The 20,950-nt window shown below is 63.8% G+C and carries 17 protein-coding genes, 2 pseudogenes and 1 riboswitch; of the genes and pseudogenes, 11 read left to right on the plus strand and 8 right to left on the minus strand.

The features are described from left to right. Positions 1–26: 26 nt before the first annotated feature. The 3 genes from OV287_RS29035 to OV287_RS29045 are packed head-to-tail and all read right to left on the minus strand — an operon-like array spanning position 27 to position 2,309. A complete protein-coding gene (locus OV287_RS29035; RefSeq protein ID WP_267537298.1) occupies positions 27–929 on the minus strand; it encodes a WG repeat-containing protein in 903 nt (300 codons plus the stop codon). Beyond that, positions 926–1,534: a bactofilin family protein gene (locus OV287_RS29040; protein ID WP_267537299.1), complete on the minus strand. Its 609-nt coding sequence runs from the start codon at positions 1,532–1,534 to the stop codon at positions 926–928. Before OV287_RS29040 ends, OV287_RS29035 begins: the two co-directional genes overlap by 4 nt. 13 nt (positions 1,535–1,547) lie before the next feature. Next, entirely contained in the window at positions 1,548–2,309 is a 762-nt protein-coding gene (locus OV287_RS29045; RefSeq protein ID WP_267537300.1) for an SDR family oxidoreductase, read from the minus strand. A gap of 224 nt (positions 2,310–2,533) precedes the next feature. Next, positions 2,534–2,602, plus strand: a riboswitch (S-adenosyl-L-homocysteine riboswitch). A gap of 68 nt (positions 2,603–2,670) precedes the next feature. Here OV287_RS29045 and ahcY point away from each other — a divergent pair. Next, positions 2,671–4,089 carry an adenosylhomocysteinase gene (gene ahcY / locus OV287_RS29050; protein WP_267537301.1) on the plus strand — a complete coding sequence of 473 codons (1,419 nt, stop codon included), beginning with the start codon at positions 2,671–2,673 and terminating at the stop codon, positions 4,087–4,089. 111 nt (positions 4,090–4,200) lie between these two features. On the opposite strand, the gene OV287_RS29055 is transcribed toward ahcY, so the two are convergent. Both OV287_RS29055 and OV287_RS29060 read right to left on the minus strand, forming a co-directional pair. After that, positions 4,201–5,412, minus strand: a complete 1,212-nt coding sequence (locus OV287_RS29055; protein ID WP_267537302.1) for a tyrosine-type recombinase/integrase — start codon at positions 5,410–5,412, stop codon at positions 4,201–4,203. Continuing rightward, positions 5,409–5,663: a helix-turn-helix domain-containing protein gene (locus OV287_RS29060; protein WP_308809838.1), complete on the minus strand. Its 255-nt coding sequence runs from the start codon at positions 5,661–5,663 to the stop codon at positions 5,409–5,411. The genes OV287_RS29055 and OV287_RS29060 overlap by 4 nt, the downstream gene beginning before the upstream one ends. Before the next feature lie 984 nt (positions 5,664–6,647). Between OV287_RS29060 and OV287_RS29065 the strand changes: the two genes are divergently transcribed. Then, on the plus strand, positions 6,648–7,394 hold the full coding sequence (locus OV287_RS29065; protein WP_267537303.1) for a hypothetical protein: 747 nt from the start codon (positions 6,648–6,650) through the stop codon (positions 7,392–7,394). A gap of 27 nt (positions 7,395–7,421) precedes the next feature. Here OV287_RS29065 and OV287_RS29070 read toward each other — a convergent pair whose 3' ends face one another. Further along, complete coding sequence (locus OV287_RS29070; RefSeq protein WP_267537304.1) at positions 7,422–8,333, minus strand: DUF4238 domain-containing protein; 912 nt, start codon at positions 8,331–8,333, stop codon at positions 7,422–7,424. A 579-nt stretch (positions 8,334–8,912) separates the two neighbouring features. Here OV287_RS29070 and OV287_RS29075 point away from each other — a divergent pair. The 7 genes from OV287_RS29075 (at position 8,913) to OV287_RS29105 (ending at position 16,477) form a co-directional block, all read left to right on the plus strand. After that, the gene (locus tag OV287_RS29075) at positions 8,913–9,998 is read left to right on the plus strand and encodes a phage major capsid protein (protein WP_267537305.1); all 1,086 of its coding nucleotides are present in this window, start codon (positions 8,913–8,915) and stop codon (positions 9,996–9,998) included. Positions 9,999–10,654: 656 nt separating this feature from the next. Beyond that, the gene (locus OV287_RS29080; RefSeq protein WP_267537306.1) at positions 10,655–11,248 is read left to right on the plus strand and encodes a hypothetical protein; all 594 of its coding nucleotides are present in this window, start codon (positions 10,655–10,657) and stop codon (positions 11,246–11,248) included. A 22-nt stretch (positions 11,249–11,270) separates the two neighbouring features. Continuing rightward, positions 11,271–12,404, plus strand: coding sequence for a protein kinase domain-containing protein (locus OV287_RS29085; RefSeq protein ID WP_267537307.1), 1,134 nt, complete (start codon positions 11,271–11,273; stop codon positions 12,402–12,404). Between the two features lie 4 nt (positions 12,405–12,408). Then, positions 12,409–12,861, plus strand: a complete 453-nt coding sequence (locus tag OV287_RS29090) for a helix-turn-helix transcriptional regulator (protein WP_267537308.1) — start codon at positions 12,409–12,411, stop codon at positions 12,859–12,861. Positions 12,862–12,873: 12 nt separating this feature from the next. Next, positions 12,874–13,236 carry a helix-turn-helix domain-containing protein gene (locus OV287_RS29095; protein WP_267537309.1) on the plus strand — a complete coding sequence of 121 codons (363 nt, stop codon included), beginning with the start codon at positions 12,874–12,876 and terminating at the stop codon, positions 13,234–13,236. 155 nt (positions 13,237–13,391) lie between these two features. Beyond that, on the plus strand, positions 13,392–15,494 hold the full coding sequence (locus OV287_RS29100) for a serine/threonine protein kinase (protein ID WP_267537310.1): 2,103 nt from the start codon (positions 13,392–13,394) through the stop codon (positions 15,492–15,494). 32 nt (positions 15,495–15,526) lie between these two features. Continuing rightward, positions 15,527–16,477, plus strand: a complete 951-nt coding sequence (locus OV287_RS29105) for a DUF2381 family protein (RefSeq protein WP_267537311.1) — start codon at positions 15,527–15,529, stop codon at positions 16,475–16,477. Here the strand turns inward: OV287_RS29105 and OV287_RS29110 are convergent. Next, positions 16,443–16,955: pseudogene (locus tag OV287_RS29110) on the minus strand (tyrosine-type recombinase/integrase); the annotation flags it as partial. The gene OV287_RS29105 and the pseudogene OV287_RS29110 overlap by 35 nt on opposite strands. Before the next feature lie 329 nt (positions 16,956–17,284). Here OV287_RS29110 and OV287_RS29115 point away from each other — a divergent pair. After that, positions 17,285–18,970 (plus strand): DUF262 domain-containing protein, encoded by a 1,686-nt coding sequence (locus OV287_RS29115; RefSeq protein ID WP_267537312.1) that lies wholly within the window; start codon positions 17,285–17,287, stop codon positions 18,968–18,970. 456 nt (positions 18,971–19,426) lie between these two features. Here OV287_RS29115 and OV287_RS29120 read toward each other — a convergent pair. After that, a pseudogene (locus OV287_RS29120) lies at positions 19,427–19,675 on the minus strand (tyrosine-type recombinase/integrase); the annotation flags it as partial. 780 nt (positions 19,676–20,455) lie between these two features. Between OV287_RS29120 and OV287_RS29125 the strand changes: the two are divergent. Beyond that, positions 20,456–20,884, plus strand: coding sequence for a hypothetical protein (locus OV287_RS29125; RefSeq protein WP_267537313.1), 429 nt, complete (start codon positions 20,456–20,458; stop codon positions 20,882–20,884). The last annotated feature ends 66 nt before the right edge of the window (positions 20,885–20,950 follow it).

Raw genomic sequence — 20,950 nt, forward strand, 5'->3', positions numbered from 1 at the left:
CCCCACCCCGTCGAAGTAGGACACGCTCACTCGGCGCGCAACACAACGGCGCGCCCGTGGGAGAAGGGCTGGGCCACGGCGAAGCGAGGCGTCACCGCCCAGCTTCCATCCGGCCGGATGTAGCCAAACAAGCCGCCATCCTTCACGGCGGCCAGGCCCTCGGAGAACGCGCCATTCACCGCCTCGAAGCGGGGCTCGATGACCTGGGCCCCCTTCTTGTCGATGAAGCCATAGCGCCCCTTCACCTTCACCCGGGCGAGCCCCTCGTTGAACCAGCACTCGGACAGCCCGCCCTCCCAGTAGGAGAGCGTGGGCTCCAGCACCCACGCGCCGGCCTCGTCCACGAAGCCGAACTTCTCTCCCTTCATCACCAGCGCGAGGCCCTCCGAGAACGCGGAACTCATCGTCTCGAAGGGATAGGTGGCGAGGCACGTTCCCTCCGGGTCGATGAGGCGCTGGCGCTCACCCTTGGGGGGCTTCTTGAGGGTGACCAGCGCCTTGCCCTTCAGGAAGGGGCGGGCCAGTCCTCCTCCGAAGCCATCCAGCACCACCTCGCCCTGGGGATTGATGTAGCCGTCCGAGGCCTTCGCCCCGTAGCGCATCACCGGAGCAAGCCCCGAGCCGAAGCGGCCCACGTTCGAGTACGAGGCTCCCGCGATGACGTACCTGGTGAAGTTGGCCTTGAACGCCACCGGCAACACGAGCGTGCCCTGCGCGTCGATGAAGCCCGTATCCGTCAGCGCCAGCCCGTCGCTGAAGCCCGTGAAGGCGCGCTTCACCTTCAGCATCTGCCGTCCCTTCACGTCGACGAAGGCCCAGCCATCCCCTGCCGGCATGCGGGCCAGCCCCTCGTTGAAGGCGAAGGGCGTTCCATGGGGGCTGGGGATGACCAGCTCCCCTGTCGTGTCGATGAAACCGTAGCGCGTCACGGCAGCAGTGCTTCCTTCTTCAGCAGCTTCTTCGCAAGCGTGGAGTAGGACCACCCGCCCTCTTCATCCACGAGCCCCTTCTCGAGCAGCTTGCTCAGCTTGGGACCGATTTCACTGGAGTGGCCGACGAGGTGGTGGTCCGCGCGCACCTTCCCGATGGCGTCCTCGCGGTCATCCGCCACGACGAGGTTGGCGGACAGCGTGTCGGCATAGGTGGAGTAGTCATTGTAGTAGGTCCACGCGACGCCCTTGAGCGTGAAGCCTCCGAGGACGACGACCTCGCCGTGAAAGAGGAGGTTGTCTGCCTCGAGCGAGCCGCCGACGAAGAGCAGGGAGTAGTCGAAGCCCTCGTGGATGATGTTGCCCTCCACCACCAGGTCACCGGCCACGAGCAGGCGCCCCTGGTCCTCGATGACGAGGTTGCCCTTCACCACGAGGCCGCCGTCGAAGTGCAGGTCCTCTCCCTCGGAAACCTTCAGGTCCTTGGCCACCTGCTTCACGGTGTCGGAGGGTGTCAGCTTCGCCTTGAGCGCGGCCCGCTTGGAGGCCGAGCCGGCCAGGTCGTGAAGCGAGGACTCCTGCAGCAACTTTTCGAAGAGCTTCATGTTTCTCCCGGCGCTACTGGGCGACCAGGCCTCCATCCACCGGAAGCGCGGCACCCGTGATGAAGGACGCCGCGCCCGAGCACAGCCACACCAGGGCCTCACCCACCTCCTCCGGCTCCGCCATCCGACCCACCGGCTCCGCTGCCACCACGGCGGCCTCGATCTCCGGGTGGCCGGCGGTGGCCGCAGTGATCATGGGCGTGCGGGTGACCCCCGGACACACCGCGTTGATGCGGATGTTCGCCTTCGCGTACTCCAGCGCGGCCGTCTTCGTGAGCCCCAGCACTCCGTGCTTGGCGGCCACATACGCCGGTGCCATCGGGACACCCACCAGCCCCGCTGCCGAGGCGGTGTTGACGATGCTGCCGCCCCCCTGCTTCAGCATCTGCTGGATCTCCTGCTTCATGCACAGCCACACCCCCTTGAGGTTGGTGGCGATGACCCGGTCCCACATGTCCTCGGGGTAGTCCCCCGTGGGGAGCATGATCCCGGAGATGCCCGCGTTGTTCACGGCGCAGTCCAGCCGCCCGAACGCCTCCACCGCGCCGCGAATGAGCGCCTCCACCTCCGCGGGCTTCGAGATGTCGCAGCGGATGAAGCGTGCCTCGCCCCCCTGCTTCTGGATGGTCGCCACGGTCTCCTCACCACCGGCGACATTGATGTCGGAGACAATCACCCGCGCCCCCTCACGTGCGAACAGCACCGCCGCCGCACGGCCAATCCCCGAACCCGCCCCCGTCACGAGCGCTGCCTTACCTTCCATTCTCCTGCTCATGGATTTCTCCCCCAGCTCCCGGTCACTGGATGTTCCGGAGCGATGCACTCACGGTGACAAAGAAGCCGGCCGGGAGGAAGTTTTCCTGCCTGGAAGGCGGGTGAGCCCAGCCCCGACTTTCAGGGGGCACACCCGGTCCCCTGTCCCGCGCCCTCCCCCTCGCCCGACCCCTCGGGGGGTTCACTTCTGTGGCGACACGTGGCCCTCTTGTTGTAGGGTCCGCGCACCCTGAGGAGCGCTGCAACGGGATTTCTCCCCGCCAGGCTCAGGTTCGTGAACGGCGCTCGCTGACTCGTGGCTGGATGCCCGGGAGGCGAGCAGGTCCCGTCCCCCCACATTCAGCCCTTCCGAGGAGCACCGCATGAAGGCTGCAATCGATCTGACCAAGTTCACTGACTACCGCGTCGCCGACATCAAGCTGGCCGACTGGGGCCGCAAGGAGATCGCGATCGCCGAGACCGAGATGCCCGGTCTCATGGCCATCCGCGACGAGTTCGCCAAGACCCAGCCCCTCAAGGGCGCTCGCATCGCTGGCTCGCTCCACATGACGATCCAGACCGCGGTGCTCATCCAGACCCTGGAGGCCCTCGGGGCGGAGATCCGCTGGGCGTCGTGCAACATCTTCTCCTCCCAGGACCACGCCGCGGCCGCCATCGCCGCCGGCGGAACCCCCGTGTTCGCCTACAAGGGCGAGTCGCTCGAGGAGTACTGGGAGTTCACCCACCGCATCTTCGACTGGGCCGACGGTGGCACGCCCAACATGATCCTCGATGACGGTGGCGACGCCACGCTGCTCATCCACCTGGGCACCCGCGCCGAGAAGGACGCCTCCGTCCTCAACAACCCTGGCAGCGAGGAGGAGACCGTCCTCTTCGCCTCCATCAAGAAGCAGTTGGCGGCCAAGCCGGGCTGGTACTCGAAGATCCTCAAGAACATCCAGGGCGTCACCGAGGAGACCACCACGGGCGTGCACCGCCTGTACCAGATGGCCAAGGAGGGCAAGCTCGCGTTCCCGGCCATCAACGTCAACGACTCGGTGACCAAGTCCAAGTTCGACAACATCTACGGCTGCCGCGAGTCCCTGGTGGACGGCATCAAGCGCGCCACGGACGTGATGATCGCTGGCAAGGTGGCCGTGGTCGCCGGCTACGGTGAGGTGGGCAAGGGCTCGGCGCAGGCGCTGCGCGGCCTGCAGGCCCAGGTGTGGGTGACCGAGATCGATCCCATCTGCGCGCTCCAGGCCGCGATGGAGGGTTACCGGGTCGTCACCATGGAGTACGCGGCGGACAAGGCCGACATCTTCGTGACGGCGACGGGCAACTACCAGGTCATCACTCACGAGCACATGAAGCGGATGAAGAACAACGCGATCGTGTGCAACATCGGCCACTTCGACAACGAGATCGATGTGGCGGGCCTCAAGCAGTACAAGTGGGAGAACATCAAGCCGCAGGTGGATCACATCATCTTCCCGGACAACAAGCGGATCATCCTGCTGGCCGAGGGGCGTCTGGTGAACCTGGGCTGCGGCACCGGCCACCCCAGCTACGTGATGAGCTCGTCCTTCGCCAACCAGGTGCTGGCGCAGGTGGAGATCTTCACCAACCCGGGCAAGTACAAGCCGGGCGTGTACATGCTGCCGCGGGAGCTCGATGAGAAGGTGGCCCGCCTCCAGCTCACCAAGCTGGGCGCGATGCTGACCGAGCTCACCGATGATCAGGCGAAGTACATCGGCGTGTCCAAGCAGGGTCCCTTCAAGAGCGACCACTACCGCTACTAATCAAGCGGCCCCGAGGCGGCGGGTTCGATTCCCGCCGCCTCCACACTCAGAAGCTCAGCAATCCCGAGGGGTTGCTGGGCTTTTTCTTTGCCCTCGTTTCCGCATGTGCCCTCAGTGTGCCCCTTCGGCGCTTCTGGCCGGAGCGGCTTGGAGCTGGGGCACAGGAAGGTCGAGCTGCTGCACGGCGCTCGCCCGTACCTCGGGGGACAGGTGGGCATAGCGCTCTGTCATCTCGATGGTCGCGTGTCCCATCAGCTCCTGGATCGCCTTGAGCGGCACGCCACGCATCGCGAGGTGGCTCCCGTAGGTGTGCCGCAGGTCGTGCCAGCCGATGCGCCCCTGCTCGCGGCAGATGTCCGCCTCGCGAAGCGCACGCTCCAGAGGGCCCTTCATGGTCCCGTTCGTGTGCGGCTGCCCGTCTGCCTGACAGAACACGTAGGGACCGCGCAGGTGCCGGTGAGCCTTGAGCGCTTCCAGGGCCGAGCCCGGCAGATCGACCGCCCGCTCGCGCCCGCCCTTGGGAAGCCCCGTCACCCCGCGCCAGATGGTCCGCCGGACGTGCAGCTTGCCGCGCTGCAAGTCCACGTCGGCCCACTGGAGCCCGATCAGCTCGCCTTGCCGCAGTCCCGTCTTGAGCGCCACGAGCACGACCGCGCGCCAGTCAGGGGCCGCAGCGGCGACCACCCGCTCGGCTTCCTCAAAGCTGAGAAAGTCAAACGCCGCCTTCGCAGTCTTGAAGAGCTTGACGCGCGGAACGTGCGTGATGATGCCGTGCTCCTGTGCGAGCGACAGCATCTTGCGAACCACCGTTAGCGCGTTGTTGATGGTCTTGAGGCTCAGAAGCGCGGGCTGGATGTCCTTACGCTTGCGAATGGCTGCCTTTGTGGGGGCATCCTTTCGGGCGCGGGCTCCCGACGTCTTCTTGCGCATGGCCGCTTTGAAGTCCTCGATCTCAGCCAGACCGATGGAGTCCAACGGCATACGGCCAAGAGCCGGGATGACGTGCTGGTCGAGGATTTGGCGCTTGGAGACAACGCTTGAATATTTGTTGTTGTTCTCGCTGTACGTGAGGAAGCGCTGGACAAACTCTTCCACCGTGGGAATCCGGCCCGCCTCGCTCTGCTTTTCCTTTCCGAAGGAACCCGTGAGGAGTGCGTGCCGGATCTGACGCTCGTATTCCTCAGCGCCCCGGCGAGTGTTGATAGGCGATGCCTTGCGCACGCGCTCAACCCTCCCGCTCGGGTGCTGATACTTGACGTCGATCCACCACGCTTCCTGCACCTTGCCCTCCTTGGTCTTCCACTTCCGCAGTCTGACGCTCATGGCTTTTTTCCAAGCGCGGGACTGCTGTTACCCGGCGTCCAGGATAGCAGAACGCTCCGGCGAAGTCGGACAGATCGACCAAGGTGGACCGCTCCCGGCACCCCGCCGCGCCGGATCGACTCATAGAGCGTTTTCCGGTTCACGCGCAGGAGAATGGCGGCTTCGTCAACCGTGAGGAATTCAGGCGCACTGGAATCAGACCCTGGGGGAGTGGGCAGGCTTGGAGCTGGCGACAGGATGGGCTTTTCCACAACGCCTAAATGGGTGCGGATTCTTGACGTGGCCCAGGCCAGCAGCGGCAGCGGAAAAGCGGCGGGCGTCAAGCGTCAAGCGTCAATTGGGCTGTTCCAACAATCCTATATCCCTATACCTCATATATTCCTATATCCTACATGAGCTTTTTCTATAGGAGTTTATAGATTCAAGGCTTGACGGCTTGACAGCGTGACACCTTGCCGGGTCTGGGGGCTTGGTGCCTTGAACGGCAGGCAGCCTCGCCGGTGAGAAGTGGCTCACGTCATGCGGCTTTGAGCTGGTTTCCTAAACCTCCACAGCCTTCTACCTCATATATGTATATATATTCTCATATACTACACGACCTTTTTCGTATGGGGTTTATAGATTCAGGTCGTGACGGCTTGATCGCGTGCCAGTGCTAGCGTTTCCCTCCGTGTGCCGCGCCTGGAAGGACGCCCCCCCGGCAAGTTTTTCCGATGCGGGGCCGCTCTCAACCTTGCTCGGAGGTCGCACACGCTGAGAAAATTTCCAAAAAATCTCGCGGGCCCTGTTTGTTTTGCCGCCCGTACCCCCTGAAATCTTGCCGAAACTGCCCCCATAACCGGCTGGATGCGGCAGCGTCGGCTACGAGCAGAGCAGGCACACGTCGGCACGCTCCACGCCCCCCGTGCCGCTGCCCGCGTCCAGGTGCCTTCCCCTAACTCCGCGCGCCGGTTGTTGTCCCCCCTGGAGCCCTCCACGGCCCGCCGCGCCGTTTCTGGTGTCGTGCCCCCCAAGTTCCCGAGGCATGGGCTGCGGCGCTCCTGGAGCCCGCCAGAGGCCCAGCGTGCCGTTTCTCGCGTCCAGGTCGCCCAACGGCCCGGCTTTTGCCCGGCCAGCAACCAAGCGCGCCCCAACAGACTCCGACGCCTTCCGCTGGCAGCTCGGCAGAAGTGAGCGCCCACGCCGTCAGCGGCGAATGAGCCACCGACAAAAACCGCACCCATTTAGCGAGGGCGATGCCCAATGCGATCACACGCTCTCTTCAGCTTGCAGCGGTTCGGAAGGATGCGGCTGCGCTAACCGCCGTCGAGGCTGGGAGCGGTCAACGTGTCTACACCTTCAAGGCGAGCGACGGTGATTTCGATCGGTACTCCGACCGCCTGAGCGTGAAGGGTTGGCGCGTCGAGGGTTACAACGCGAACGGCGTCGTCTTGTTCAACCACGACGACGGCGCGCAGGCGGCGAGCACGGGGGCCGAGCCCGCGCTGCCCATTGGTAAGGGGCGCGTCTACGTCGACGGCGACGCGCTGATGATCGACATCGTCTTTGACGACGAAGACGACCTCGCGCGCAAGGTCGAGCGCAAGGTTGCGAAGGGCATTCTTAACGCTGTCAGCGTTCGTTACCTCATGCTTCCGGGACAGTACCGGCAGAACGAGCGCGGTGGGTTAGCTGTGCCCGTTCTGGTGGCTGAGCGGCGCGGGCAGTGTGCAGCGTGCGCGCTGGTCATCGAGCAGGGCGAGGTGATCACCTACGAGCGCGCGGTCGGTGCGCTGCACATGGCTTGCGCAGACCGGCCAGCAGACCGACGCCGCAACCTGTACACGGGCCGCTGTGAGCTGTGCAACGCGCGCCTAATGCGAGGACAGGTCGAGCTATCCCTCACGGAATGGCAGGACAACGACGGACACTGGCGACGGCGCTGGCTTGTCCGGTGTGCTGATGTGCCAGCATGCGACGCGCGGATCCGGGCTCGCGGATAGTGTCTCAGGGATAATGCGCCCAGCGGGTCAGCCAATCCTGAATACTGGATCGACTGGCGGAAGCGTGATTCCCCTCAGTGGGTCCGTATCCGGGTGATGGAAAATCCAGCGACGGGCATTGTAGGCGACAAGCTTGTTCAGTGCTGCCCCAAGCTCAGGGCCTATCTTGCACCCCACATGCAACACCCGTTCTTCGAGTCCCTCCTTCCGGTCCAGAACCAGAGAGTGCCTAGGAGACAGTGGCATCCAAATCTGGTCCGCTGTGCCGTACCCGTGAACCACAAAGTCACCCGGACCAGTTGGCTTAGATCGTCTCGCGACTGGCGTGTCGGATGTGAGCAGACAAGGCTCGCCGTGGTCAACGAGTGTCCACCTGCGATGGACCATGTATTCCGCGAATTTAGGGCCCAGCTCAAACATGATCTTGATGCTCGCATTCTGATTCTGCTTGATGGTGGTGGCGTCCGGGTTGCTCAAGAGGAGCCATTGGGTCTTGATCTCCTCTTCAGTCGGCTCGCGACCTTCTTGCTTGCGGAGGTACTTGACAACGTTCTTTTTGGTCATCATGTCGACGAGTTGTTCGTAGCCCTGACGGCTCTCGTCTCCACGCACGCATTGAAACCCAATGAACATGGCGATCGCCACCCGGTCCTCCTCAGAAGGAGGGAACTTGTCGCTGAGGATGTTTTCGATGGCTGCAGCGGCTTTGCTCTCAATGTGGCTCAGGCGCTTTTCAACCTCTTGCGTCCGTCCGTTGTCTGTCTCTACGGCATAGTAATCCGTTTGGACACATGCGTTCCTTATGTCGATGGGGAAGCGCTTTTTCTGGTCTCGGGAGACCATGACGATGCGGCGCTTGAGGTCCGCAAAGCGCTTGAGGTGCATCTGCGGCACGAGGTGGTGACGGCGGGGTTCGTGGTGACGGCGGGGTTCGGACATGGCTCTATGAAGTCTAGGCGAGAACCTGACGGTGTAGGCAGGCCGGTTTGGACACCCCAGCCTTCAAAACGGGGCGCGCAGGGCTCGGCGCGTGGAGTGCGCAGGCGACCGTGTGTGTCGAGGTGGTTTCGCGCTCGGCTGCTTCCCCCCCGGGCGTGGATTTTCTTTTACTAGCCGAAACGGCCCCCATAACCGGCTGGATGCCGCTGCGTCGGCTACGGGCAGAGCAGGCACACCCCGGCACGCTCCATGGCCCCCAGGTGCCGCTGCCCGCCCTTGGCACCGCACGCGCCCGAGCGTCGGCTGCCGCGCTCCTGGAGCCCCTCCACAGGCCCGCCGTGCTGTCTCTCGCGTCTGGTGGCTCCACTGCCCGGCTTTTGCCCGGCCAGCAACCAAGCGCGCCCCAACAGACTGCGACGCCTTCCGCAGGCAGCTCGGCAGAAGTGAGCGCCGACTCCGTCAGCGGCGAATGAGCCACAGACAAAAATCGCACCCATTTATTTAGAAGACACAAAGCCTGACGCGGGTGGACGACCCCCCGCGAGGCTTTCAAGCAACACATCCGAGGAGTGTTAAAAGATGAATCGCCAGCAAATCGCAGAGATGGTCAAGGCGCTTGGTCCGGAGGTCGCGCGGGAGTTGGTCGATGCCGCCTCCCGAAGCGCCCCCGGACGCATTGGTACAGACAGGGCGACGCGCGAGGGCAGCGTCTACGCGAGCGTCGCGAACTTTGGCGCGTTCACGAAGAGCGTCCTCGCCGTGGGTCGCCACACGGGCGCGTCCGAGCTGATCAACGCGGCAAAGCGCTTCGGCAATGCCGACGTGCAGAAGGCGGTTCAGCTCAGCAAGTTCGACTCGGCGGGCGTGCTCGTGCCCATCCAGCAGAGCGGCGAAGTGATCGAGTTCCTGCGGCCCGAGGCGGCCCTGCTCAAGCTCGGCGTGCGAACCCAGCCGTTCAAGGGCGAGTTGCACATGGGCAGGCAGACCGGGACTTCTGACTTCAAATGGGTTGGCGAGGGGGAGACTGTCCCGAGGAGCGCGCCGAAGTACGGGAAGCTCGTGCTCAAGGCGCACAAGGGGATGGTCCTCACCGACGTCAGCAACGACCTGCTTCGCACGCCGGGCGTTGGCGATGCTGGCGTTGGCGAGGATCTGCGCGCCACCGTGGCCGATGGCCTGGACGAAGCCGGGTTCAACGGCGACGGGACCGGGGCCGCTCCGAAGGGGCTCTTCGCTCAGCTCGACGGCGGGAACACTTTCGCAAACACTGGCACGACCGCGGCTGCCTACCTGGCCGACATCGACAAGGCGGTCGAGCTGCCGTTGACCGCGCATGTTCGCATGGGCGCGGCTGCGTGGGCGATCCACCCGACCCGGGCGACTGCGCTGATGCAGCTCAAGGACACGGGCATCTTCATCTTCCGTCAGGAGATGCTCGACAAGGGCACGATCCGGGGCTTCCCCTTCGTGATGACGACCCGCGTCCCCGTGACGAAGATCGTCTTCTCGGCGGACTGGCGGCAATTCATTTACGGGATCGACGAGGATCTGATCCTCTCCGAGCATGACACCCGCGCCGAGCACGACGAGACGACCATCCGCGCAATCGTGAAGGGCGACTTCAAGCTGCGCCAGCCGAAGGCGTTCAGCTCGATCACCTACTAACCCGCCGACGCGCCCCGGGGCAGCCGTCGCGGGTTTCTGGGGGAGGTTCGCCCGCGACCTGGACTTCGAGCAGCTCGGGATCGAGTGGGTGCCCGAGAAAGCACAGCCGCTCAAGCGCGGTCGTCTGCGGCTGCTGCACGGACACCAGATCGGGCGCCACCTGCCGAAGCATCACGCGGCGAAGGTGGCGGACGAGTGGGGCGGGCGGGGTCTAATCGTGGCGTTCGGGCACTCGCATCGACGCGGGATGCACGTCAGGGCCGGGCGTGAGGGGAATTGCCGGGCCATCGCGGTCGGGGCGGGCCGCACGCTCGCCCCTGACTGGATGCAGGGCCCCCCGGGAGCATGGGAGAACGAGCCGCTCGTCCTGCCCTCGGGGCATGTGGCCGCGTACAGCGTGCTGCTTATCGACGGCGCGTTCGTGTGGGCCGCAAGGTGTACCGCTAACCCACTCAGAGGGGGCCACGCTCTTTGACAATTGCATACATGTAGGGAACCTTTTTGTACTGATTTCCCTGACTCGGGCCTAATCGCGCAATCCGTGCATTATATGTTTCGTATATGTTCGGAAGTCCTGGGCTTCCCCTGATCACATGGCTGTGTTACCTATCCGGGCGTTTCGCCGTCTCACTAACTATCGCGCTGGAGGTGCCCCCATGCTGAGCGAACCGCGTTCGCCTCGGAGGTGGATTCGTGTTGCCTGTCTTTCGGTTCGTCCCCCGCTGAGCTTGCTTGCATTGCTGGCGGTGCTCGCGTCCGGCCCGTGCGCGAGCCGCCCGCCCCCGGAGGCCCTTGCCGCTACCCGCGACGCGCTGTCGGGCCTGGACGAGTTCGGCGCGCTGCTACTGGGGGCCGGGCTGCCTGTTGAAGCCATCCCCCAGGGGCGCAGCGTGTCGCCTGTGCAGGCCGAGCGGCTGCGTCGGCACTTCGGGATCCTGCCCTACCTCCCCCAGCACTACGCGCCCCGGTGCGTTGCCGACGAGTTGCTGCGCTACGTCGAGCGGCACGGACAGGGGCTGTCCCGTTGGGACCTAAGCCGAATGGTTCAGGAGTACCGGAGCCTTTTCCTTCTCCGTCAGGATGGCTTCCTCGCGGCAGCGCTTACCGGCGAGCCGTTGCGATGGGTTGGTCCGGTGGAGATTCGCGACGACGGAGCGGGCGCGGGTGAGTTTGAAATGGGCGAGTTCTACACACGCGCTGACGCCGAGAGCTGGCGGCGTGCCGGTAGCCCCAACCTCGACAGGCTTTAGGGCCACGCTGGGAGATCACAACATGGCGGATAGCTCCGGCCCGCGTCTTATCTTCGACTTCGAGGGCTTCAAATACGAGGTTTATGACACCCAGGTTCTAAACCGGGATTACGACACGCTTCTTCTTGCTTGGAGGCGTCCCATCGGCGGAAGTGAGGGCCGTCGCTCAAGGGTCATTCTCAAGCCTGTGCAGGTGCCCTCAGACCGTGAGAGGAGTGAGCGGGCTTGGGAAGAGGTGCAGCTCGCGTCGCACCTGGATCACTCGGGCATCGCCAAGGTTTACGGATACGCTTTCCATGGCGACAACGCCTATGTGGTCTCGGAGCACTTGCGAGGTTGCTATCTCCTCACGGCGATGGATTTCGCGTTGGTGGTGGAGCGCCGTTTGTCGCCCGCCTTTGCGGCATACGTTGCGGCGGAAGTAGCGGGTGCGCTTGGTTACGCTCACCAGCGCAGCAGCGAAGGCCACCCGATGCACATCGTCCATCGCGCCGTGGGTCCCATGCGGATCCGTCTCGGGTTTGATGGCCGCGTCAAGCTCACGAATTTTGGCGCCGCGTACTCGGAGCTGCGCGACCGTTTGAAGACCCCGCCCGGCCTGCTGCGAGGCGACCCTGCCTACTGTGCGCCCGAGGTTCTGCGAGCTGCGATGGAGTCCGCCGGGGGCCGACCCGACCCGCTTATCGGGGGAGCGATTGACGGCAAAGCGGACGTGTTCTCGCTCGGGCTCGTGCTGCTGGAAATGCTGCTGGCCGAATACCCTCTCGACCCGACTGATACACCTGTGGAGGGTGCCCCGGTCGGGTTCTCATTCCCTGTGCGCGCCGAGCGGACCACACAGCTAAGCCTGGACGTGTTGGCTTACCGGCTGCTGCGCTTTCACCCTTCGCAAGCGGAACGTCGGCTTGAGTTCGCGCCCGGCCCTTTGCGGTCCATTGTCCGGCGTGCGCTCCAACCGGATCCGCGCGAGCGTTTTTCTGCCGCCGAGATGCGCGAAGAACTGCTCGTCTACCTGGGAACCGTAGAGCCGCCAGTCCTCGCCGAAGAGATCGCGGCAGAGCTGAAGGCGATTTTCGAGGCTGCCGCGAGGGTCAAGCGGCTGACGGCAAATCCCATCGAGCGAACGGCGCTAACTCCCGACGAGGACGATGGTTAGACCAATGAAAGGGAAGCGGGGCACAAAGACGTCTGCCAAGAACGGGCGAGTCCGAACCGATCTCAGTATCCAGATCGGAAAGGCTGCACGCAAAGCGCGGTTGCAAAGGAAGCTGACCCAGGCGGATGTAGCCGAGCGGGTCAAGCTCACCGACGAGGTGTATGGCAGGATAGAGCGCGGCGATATGACTCCGAGCACGCCAACGCTTTTTAAGCTCTGCACGGTGCTGGGGCTTAGGGCCGATGTTCTGCTGGGGCTTGCCGGGCCGGGAGCCGCGCAAGCCCAACCCGACACTAGCGACGAGCTGCCGCCGGAAGCTCGGAGGTTGCTCCGGGCGGTGCGCGGGATGGATGACGAGCAGCTCGCCGTCTTTGAAGGTACGGCGTCCGGTTTTCTCAAGCTCAAGCACAGACGGGAGCGGCGCAAGCGTGATAAGGCACAGGACGTCGCCACCTGAGAGGGACACCGCATGGAAGATGACCTTCTGCAAAAGAGACTCGGCGAGGCAGCCCGAACCGCACGCGAGGCGCTCGGGTTCACTCAGGCACAAGTAGCCGATGCGGCAAAGATGAGCCCGGCCGTGTATGGGCGCATCGAGCGCGGCGGGATGATGCCGAGCGTTCCGGCGCTGCGAAGGCTCGCGGTCGCGTTGGGTGTTTCTCCGGCTGTGCTCCTGGATATGAGCGCACGAGAGGTGCCTACCACTGACAAGGATCTGCCACCCGAGATCCGAAAGGCTGTCGGGATCCTGCGGACGTGGCCGGAGTCCAAGGTCGCGGTCGGTTGTGGGCTGCTGCGCGTGCTCGACGCTGCGCCGATGCGCGAGGAATAGAGAGCCGTCTCGGATTAGGGACTGGGGCGGTGGGTGGGCGGCGGGTATGGAGCGGCGTCGACCCTGGAGGGGCCCACCTGCCGCCCCGGTCCCGCTGTCTGAGCCGCATCCCTGCGGTTATGCTACGCTCCCCCATCTAGGAGGTGAGGTAGAGCGTGGGACTGACACTCAGGCACCCGGACATCGGCGACATGATCGGGGACTACAAGATCGTGGGGTTCTTGGGCGCGGGGGGCCTCGGGATCGTCTACAAGGTCGAGCGCGGTGGGCTCTTTTTTGCGTTGAAGCTCCTCTTGGTCTCCACGCTGGACGGCAGGGGCAAGCGTGAGATCGGCATTCTCATTCACCTGGAGAACCCCGGCGTCGTCCGCTACGTGGGCTCGGACTTCTGGCCCGACCCGGTTATCGGCCATCCCTATATCGTGATGGAGTTCGTGCCGGGCGATACGCTCTTTGCGTTTGCCTACAGCCAAAACCCATCGGCGCGGAAGGCGACGCGCATTGTTTTGGAAGTGGCGGTAACGCTCGGGGAGGTACACGCGGCGGGGGTGTTTCACCGTGACGTGAAGCCTGAGAACATTCTCATTCGGGAAGGGAGCGAGAGGCCGATCCTGATTGATTTCGGAATTGGTTCTCTTGCGAGTGCCCCCACTGTTACCGGCTCGCAGCTCCCACCGGGGACAGAGGAGTTCCGCTCCCCTGAGCAGATCCGGTTCCAGCGCGCCAACCCGGACGGCACGGGTCAATACGAGTACGGGCCAACCGACGAGATGTGGGCGTTGGGCGTGGCTTATTACTGGCTGCTGACGGACGAGCTGCCCTTTGGCGAGCGCACGGATCCGGGGGGGTTGGATGGGCTGCGCGAGCGCATCTTGACTCAGCGGCCCGAAGCGCCGCACGTCCTTAACCCCCGCGTGCCGCTCGCTGCCTCGCTGCTGTGTATGAAGATGCTCGCTGAGCGACCGGAGGATCGTTTCCCGGTGCTGGCGATGCTGTGCGCGGCTTTGAATGAGTCCCTGTCCACCGCTGAGAGCGACGCCACCTGGGATCCGCCGCTCGGGGACCCGGACGATCCGCAGCTCACAACCACGGTCGAGGACCCGGAACGGCAAGAGGGGAGCGAACAGCGGCGCGCGTTTCTAAGGCTGAGGAAGCAACGCCCCCGGCGCGGGCGCCCCCTGCCGAAAAGGGACCGGGTGTTCTTGCTGCCCGAGCAGATGGCAGCCCCACGGGTCCCGCCAGCAGCCGTAAACCCGGACGAGCTCCCCAGGATGAACGCTCCGGGCGTGGCCGCGCCCGCTGGGGGGCACAAGCCGCCCGTTCCGAGCGCCCTGGTGCCGCCAGCAAGCGAACTCGAGCCCGCTGCCGCTCCCCAACCCCGTCGCGCTGCGTGGCGCTTGGGGCTCGCTGGGGCCGTGCTGCTGGTTGCCGTCGTTGTCCTGTTCGTGGGCGCGAACCTGGGGGGACCTGGCTCTTCAATCCGCACCAGCGAGGCCCGGCCAGAGCTGCCGCTACCGTCCACGTCCCCGGGCCCTCACGCTACCGATGCAGGCGTGCGCGGTCGTGAAGTGGCGTCCGATGCAAAGGCGCTGGAATCTCTCCCCGGAGGAGACGCGGCATCCGTTGGGGCTCAACTTCCCGCGTCTACAGCTAACGCCATGCTTCGCACGTCCGCTCAGACGCCCAAGAACGAAACGCCGAAAACGCAGACGCAAGGCGCAGGGTTCCGCCTGCCGGTGAAACCCGCAGCCGTGGCGGTCTGTGCGCTGCTCGACGGGGGATGCACCGCGCCCGCTTCCCAGGTGCGCACCGAGCCCCCTGCGATTTCCTGCCCCCATGATTGGAGGAAAACCCACGAGCGGTTCAACGTCACTGGCCGCGACGAGACCGCCACGGTTAAAGGGTACAAGGGCGAGCCCCGAGAGGTGTTCAAGGTGAAGGATGGCCCCGTTACCCTCCAAGTCGGTATCGTCGGGAGCGTTGGGCGATTGCCTAACGGGACCTTGCTTCTTGGACAGTGGCAGCTCGGCGACAACCGCCTTTTCGGTACCTTCACCGAGGCGAAGATTCCAGGCGAGGGGACTCTTCCCGTGTGTTTGGTTGCTGGCCTGGAAGGCGTCACGGTCTACGTGGACGAGCACGGCAAGAATTTTGATTGCTCCCCCGGCTTGGGCGTGTGCCTCGATCCCGGAAGCACGCCCGGCAACGCCAAAACACCTACGCGCGTTTTTCTCATTCAGCCCAGCGGGCAGCCCTAATCCCTGCCGTGCTCATTGGAGGTTGAGTTTCCGTGCTGCCCCCCTCTCCCGGTGCCGTCCTGCTGGCCGCCCTGCTCGCTGGTGCTACGCAAGCCGCAGAACCGCCCCCTGTCCCCCGCTGCACAGCGACGGCTCGCTTTGACTTGGCGGCAGGCTCCCCGGACGGAGCGCCGGAAGTGTGCGCTAGCGCGGACGAGACGACGACCTTCGTCTTTGACTCCCGCGTCGCTGTGGGGACAGTGGAGTTTCAGCCAGGGGGGCGCCTCGCGGATTGGGCACTGGGGCAAGAGGGGCTGAGCCTCCTGGTGATTCCCAAGGGGGATTATCTGCCAGGGGAGCGGGTCAAGGTGACGGTGCGCTTCGCGGATGGCGCGGCACCGGCGAGCGCGAGCTTCTGGCTCGTGGGCCATGCGTCAAGAGGGACGCGCCGGGTGTATGTGTTCCGGCAACCGCGCCCGCCCGACGTTTGCGAGAAAGAGCGTGACGAAGCACAGGCCGAAGCGCGTCAGTGCCAGGAGGACAAAGCGCGGCTTCTGGCCGAGCGGCAGGATCCGGGCGGGCTCATGGGGGCCGCGTGGCTGGAGGGGGCCGGGGTCGTGGCGTCCAACAAGCTTGGCTTCCTGACGGTGCCGCCAGCCAACGCGCTCGGACTGAAGGGGGCCTGGAGCTACAGCTACACGCCCACGGGCGAGACCCACCCGGCAAGTGTGGCTGTGCGTTTGGACCTCCTCAACCCCGGCGCTGAGCCCTGGACGCTGGCTGGGGCGGCGCTGGTGGACGCGACAGGGGAACAGGTGGAGTTTGCCCGTTGGCCACTGGCGCCCATCCCCGCGAATGGGGCCGGTGCCGTCGTGGTGGGCATCGAGGGGGAGCGCGCGCAGCTCGGCTGCCCCTGCACCCTCAAGCTGTGGGAGGCAACCGGGCCGCGCACCGTCACCCTTGAGAACGTCACGTTCCCGGAGGGCAAAGCCAGGGCGCAGTAAGCGCGCCGTTTATGTGCCTCCAGTGTGCCCCTTCGGCGCTTCTGCCCGGAACGGCTTGAAGCTGGCGCACGGGCAGGTCGAGCTGCTGCACGGAGCTCTCCCGGGCCTCGGGCGCGAGGTGGGCGTACCGCATGGACGTCTCGATGGTCGCATGGCCCATCAGCGCCTGGATGACCTTGAGCGGGACACCCCGCATGGCGAGGTGGCTGCTGTAGGTGTGACGCAGGTCATGCCAGCCGATGTGCCCCTGCTCGCGGCTGATGCCCGCCCACCGCAGCGCGCGCTGGAGCGGCAACTTCATCAGGCCATCGGTGAGCGGCTTGCCGTCCTCCTGGCAGAACACGTAAGGGCCGCGCAGGTGCCGGTGTCCCTTGCGTGCGTCCACCGCCGAGACCAGCAGGTCCACTGTCCGCTCGCGCTCGCCCTTGGGGGAGCCTGTCACCCCGCGCCAGATGGTGCGCCGGACGCTGCGGTTTCCCACAAGCCCCGCCCCCACTGCCGCTCCCTCATAGGAGGGATGGGAGGGCGGCCAGGGCCGGCGTGTACCCCAGGGCTGCACGGCCTCTACTCCAGCCCCGCGCACAGCCCAAGGTGGTACCCATCAGCGACCTCCTCGGCCCCTCTGCACCCTCCCTCCCCCCCTCAACAGGACCCCCATCCCTCTATGCGTCCAGCTTCGCCTGTTCGACGAGCGTAAGAAACGCGCCGCGCGGACTGCGACGCGGTATGCTCAAGGCACTCCAGTCGGGCCGAGCCCCGCCACTTGGGGTTGGGATAGGCGAGTGGATAGCCGAGGGTAAATCGAAAATGAAGCTTGAAAAGTTGGCAACCGACCTTCTGGGAGTTGCAAAGATCTTAAAGAACCACACTCTGAGTGTGCCAACCTTTCAGCGCGCATACGCGTGGGAAGCAGAGCACGTGCGAGAGTTTTTCGAGGACATCTCGGGCGCGATGAGCCGAAAGGAACCAGAATACTTTCTCGGATCGCTGGTCCTCAGCAATAGCTCTGGCGCGACACCTGAGTTGGTGGATGGCCAGCAGCGGCTCGCAACGACTACAATTTTGATTGCTGCAATCCGAGACCATTTCATCTCAATCGCAGATTCAGGCAGGGCAAGGTCGCTGGAGTCTGAGTTTCTTTTTGCACTGGATAGACGCACCCAGGACCGGCTGCCGCGATTGAGGCTGAATGAGCTCGATCACGAGTTCTTCGAGAAGCGCGTGCTCTCTGAGCCCACGTCTTCTGATCGAAAAGTCGAACCTACACGAGATTCCCACCGAAGAATTGCAGTTGCTGCAGACGAGGCCCGCAGTCAGGTGGCGGCGATCGTAAAGGCAAATGGTAAAGGAGGCGCTGATGCCATACTGGATTTGGTCGATTATCTTGAAAAGCAGGCGCTAGTCATCTCCCTCGGTGTACCAGACCACGCGAACGCTTTTGTTATCTTCGAAACCCTGAATGACCGCGGTCTCGACCTGTCTATCTCCGATCTCCTAAAGAACTATCTTTTCAAGCTCGCGGGAGACAAGCTTAATACAGTAAAAGCAAACTGGATAAAGATGGGGGGTGCTCTTGAAGCGACAGGTGACGAATCTGTCCTGCTCACCTATCTCAGACACTTCTGGGCGTCCACTAATGGGCCGGCCAGGGAACGAGAGCTCTATAGCCAGATCAAGAAGAAGACCCCCAACAAACAGTCGGCTGTTAAGCTGGCTGACGAACTCGCCGATAGCGCGCAATTGTACGCAGCAATAGTGAACCCAAACCACGTTCACTGGGCCAACTACGGTGCCTCGGCACGAAAACACCTGGAAACGCTCCAGTTATTGAGAATGGAGCAGTTTCGTCCCCTGCTGCTCGCTGTGCTTGCAAAGTTTGACGCCAAGAATGTTGAACGCACCATGGCTCTGCTAGTTTCTTGGTCCGTTCGCTTCCTGGTTGTAGGCGGGCTTGGAGGGGGCTCTCTTGAGCGTCATTATGCTCTCAAGGCACAGGAAGTGAGATCGGGAGCTATCACGAATGCGGCACAACTGGCCAAGGAGATGCTCTCTGTCGTTCCTACAGATGCTGAATTTGAAAACGAGTTTAAGGTCGCGCGCGTTTCGCAGTCGTACTTGGCGCGCTATTACCTTCGCGCTTTGGAGCGCGCGGCAGCGGGAGAGCCAGACCCCGAATTGGTCCCCAACGACAACGAGGCGGAGATCAACCTCGAACACATCCTGCCTGAGAATCCTAGCACGCAATGGAGTGTTCCTGCCGATAAGGCAGGCGCCGAGTATCGCCGGATCGGCAACATGGTGCTCATGAAGACGAAGATTAACTCGACAATCGGGAATTCTGGTTTTGACAAAAAGAAGCCGATTCTAAAGTCCTCCAAGTTCCTGCTCACTCAAGAGGCCGCCAAAGCGAAGGAATGGAACATCAGCCAGATCGAGAAGCGGCAAGAGAAGCTTGCCAAGCTTGCGATCAAGGCTTGGCCCTTGAAGCCATGATCGAGGCATGGGCTGCTAAATTAGGCCCATGCGGGCACACGACCACTCTCCCTCAGTGTTGGCGGGAGGGCCGATGGCGGAGGTGAGAAAACTCCCATCCACCTCCCTTGCGCTCCATCGCGGATGGCACCATCCTCGCAGCCTACACAGACGCGGACGCCTCAAGACTGACAGGTGGGCGGCTGAGCGGTGAACTCAACAAGTGGATCGGCAACGGCTCCCTCTTCCGCAGCGCTGCCGACGTGCACTGGCACAGCAACTGGAACTGCATGTGCCCCCAGTGTGCCCCGCCAGCGGGGAAAGGGGCGGAACACGAGGGCATGGGGTGGGACGGGACGGGATGACGAACCCCAGGAGAATCAAGGCGATAGCGGGTAACAGCGCGTCCTGCTTAGGGTTTTCCATCGCCTCGTTCACGGGTTCGATTCCCGCCGCCTCCACTTTTTTACTCCGTAGTTACGGATGGTTAGCAGCTTCCTCCATCCGTGTTGCACGTATGTCGCACGCGGGCGCAAGGGGCAGGTCGAGCACCCCGACCGCATCTCTACGCGTGTCCGTGCTCAGGTGGGCATAGCGCATCGTCATGTCGATGGTGGCATGCCCCATCAGTTCCTGGATGACCTTGAGCGGGACGCCCCGCATGGCGAGGTGGCTGGCGTAGGTGTGGCTTAGGTCGTGCCAGCCGATCCGCCCCTCGCGTTCGCTGTCCCTTGGTTGACTCGGCCGCACGGCCTCCCTGTAAATCCCGCGTGGGGTTCCTCACGAGCGGAGCCCATGCCAGGAGGCGCTGGGTGCCAAGAGGGGTGGCTCTGCTGACATGCATGTTGCTTGTGGGGTGTAGCAGCGCCCCCCGAAGCGTTTTCCCGGCAACTGGACAAGCAAGGTACTGCGTCTATGTCCCGAGCAGCGACTTTGTGCGGGCAGAACAAGGTAGAGCATCTGCCGCTGTGCCTGCGCCTGGGGCGAGTTCGCCGACGGCTCCACTTCCCCCTTCCCCACCACCGTTGCGAGGGCTTCCTGGCGGAGGCGCAGGAGATGGGATACCCCGCAGCATGCTCCGCCCAGTGCCGCAAGGCGGCACGACCGCGGCGAGAGCAGGCACTGGCGCTGCGGCAGGAGAAGCCCTGGTCACGGGTGGCGCGGTAGTTGCGGCTGCGGGCAGTGTTCTGCTGCTTTGCTTCACCGTCAAAGCAATTGTGGACGGAGAGCAGACCCCGATCGACATCGCGGACAAGTTCTACGGCACACACTTCGGAGATGTTTCTGGATGGGTTCAAGGCCGGTATCCCCCAAAGGGCTCTGCGACTCCGAGCACCATCGAGATGGAGATCCTCATTCGCCAGGCGCCTGACGGCACAGTGGAAGTGACGACAAGCGCGCCCCCTGGCCCAACCTGAATCGGTGTCCCCGCCCCGCGCTCCTCCCAGTGGATGGCCAGATGCGGAATCCGACAGGGAAAGCAAAAAGAAACGCGGTCGTCTCTATGTGACCTACAGAAAGCTCAACAAGAAAACCAACCTTTACTACGCTGGCCGGACCATCATGGTCGTTGATCTCGGCCTGCCTCTCAGACTCCAGGCAGAGTTGGCCATTCGGTTCCGAGACAGGAATCATCATGTTGATGAGAACGAAGACCCGAAGGATGCTTCATTTGCTCAAGCACAACTTGATGTATTCGACCATGGGGCTGCCGTCGACTACAATCTGCGGTATGATGACCCAGCATACTGGCGGATTCGTGGAAGAGAGCAGCAACTGATAGACTTCAGTGGAGGCGCCCAGTCCGACACGGGCAAGCCCCATCGAACCGAGAACGTCGTGCGCGCCGTGGCAAAAGACAACCCGCGGGGCAGTCGGTTTCACGATGCTGCCACGATTCGCTGGGGCGAACTTCAGCGTTACACAGGATACTAGGAGCTTGTCGGAGAACCCCACCGTAGAGGGTGGGCCAGGAGGGTGATGCCCCAGGTGGTTCTTCAG

The organism is Archangium lansingense, assembly GCF_026626635.1.
Lineage (GTDB): Bacteria > Myxococcota > Myxococcia > Myxococcales > Myxococcaceae > Archangium > Archangium lansingense.